We start from the raw sequence: 1663 nt of genomic DNA on the forward strand, positions 1-1663 counted from the left end.
ACCTGGAGGAGCCACCATGACCGAAGCCAGCTCGGAGACCACCGGGACCGAGGACCTCGCCGCGGCCGCCCTGCGCGGGGAGCAGGACCTGCTCGACCCTCGGGTGCGCGGTGACGCCGAGCGCATGGTGGCCCTGCTCCACCCCGAGTTCCGAGAGTTTGGCCGTTCCGGCCGGGTCTGGGACACGAACGCGCTGCTCTCGGACCTGCGGGCCGGGAGTGACTACCCGTTCGAGCGGGCGCGCCTGAGCGAGCCCGTGACCGAGGTCCTCGGCCCCGATGCCGTGCTGCTCACCTACCTCCTGCACGACACCGACGGGGTGACGCGGCGCTCCTCGATCTGGCGGCGGACACCGGACGGGGTCCGCCTGTATTTCCACCAGGGCACCCGAGCCTCGCTCTAGCCCCGAGTCCGACCACATCCCCGAGGGAGCGCGCAGCATGGCACACATCAGAATCCTGGGCACGGGCGGCACGATCGCCTCGACCCAGACCGCGGACGGCGGCGCGATCGCGGCCGAGTCCGCCGCGACGCTCGCGGAGCGGCTCACGGGGCGGCACGAAACCAGCACCCGGGAACTGCTCACGCTGGGCAGTTACCTGCTCGACCTCGGGCACCTCCGGCTCATCAGCCGCGGGATCGAGGACGCCGCCCGGGAGCCCGGGGTGGACGGCATCGTCATCACGCACGGCACCGACACGGTCGAAGAGACCGCCTTCCTCGCCGACCTCTGCCACGAGGCCCGGGTGCCCGTCGTCTTCACGGGCGCGCAGCGCACCGCGGACAGCCTCTCCGCGGACGGGCCCGCGAACCTGGCGCAGGCCATCGAGTTCGCGGCCACGCCCGCCCTCGCCCAGGCCGGGGCACTCATCGCCTTCGGCGGGCTGGCCCGCACGGCACGCGGTGCTCGCAAAGCGGACACGCTCGCCCCCGACCCCTTCCGGGGCGGCGTGCCGGTGGCGCACCTGATCGGCGACCGGGTCCAGGTGGATGCCCTCCCCGCCCGCGCGCCACGCTTCGCGCTCCCCGGGGAGGGCTTCGCCGCGCGCCGGGTGGACCTCATCCCCACGGGGCCGGGGATCGGACCCGACCTCATGCGCGCGGCCCTCGGCCTCGGCGCGGAGGCCATCGTCCTCATCGCGAGCGGCACCGGCAACGCGGGCCCCGGCTTCGTCGACGCGGTTGCCGAGGCTGTGCGCGGCGGCGTTCCCGTGATCCTCGGGACCCGGACCCCCTGGGGCCCCGTCGTCCCGGTCTACGGCAACGGGGGAGGCGTCGACCTGGTGGCCGCGGGAGCCATCGCCGCCGGGGACCTGAACCCCTATCAGGCCCGCCTCCTCGCCGCGGTCCTCCTCGGGGAGACGGGCACCCCGGTCGAGTTCGCCGAGCGCTTCGTCGCCTACCGAGACACCGCAGCGACCGGCTGAGCCGCGGCGCCCCTGGGCGTCGCAGAAACGGAGCACACGATGTGCGGAGCCTGCGGGGCCAACGCCCCGACGAGCACCGTGACGGCCTTCCTCGGCCTGCGCGGGCTCGAGCCCGCCTTCACGCGAACCGTGGCCCAGCGCCTCGGCACGCGGGCGAGCCTCGGCCGCTTCGGCGCACACTGGAGCCTCCGGGACCGGACCGGGGGCACTCGGCTGCTCCGCACCGCCGAGGAACT

The 1663-nt window shown here is 74.7% G+C and carries 2 protein-coding genes; both read left to right on the forward strand.

The window, feature by feature from the left end:
• Positions 1 to 16 precede the first annotated feature (16 nt).
• A complete protein-coding gene (locus OOT08_RS10280) occupies positions 17 to 403 on the forward strand; it encodes a nuclear transport factor 2 family protein (RefSeq protein ID WP_325092557.1) in 387 nt (128 codons plus the stop codon).
• 37 nt (positions 404 to 440) lie between these two features.
• Entirely contained in the window at positions 441 to 1427 is a 987-nt protein-coding gene (locus OOT08_RS10285) for an asparaginase (protein ID WP_325092558.1), read from the forward strand.
• Positions 1428 to 1663 lie beyond the last annotated feature (236 nt).

Source organism: Leucobacter sp. M11 (assembly GCF_035726885.1).
Lineage (GTDB): Bacteria > Actinomycetota > Actinomycetes > Actinomycetales > Microbacteriaceae > JAPFRB01.

Coding starts and splice junctions, on each gene's coding strand:
- OOT08_RS10280 (WP_325092557.1), top strand. CDS start 17: ATGACCGAAGCCAGCTCGGAGACCACCGGGACCGAGGACCTCGCCGCG.
- OOT08_RS10285 (WP_325092558.1), top strand. CDS start 441: ATGGCACACATCAGAATCCTGGGCACGGGCGGCACGATCGCCTCGACC.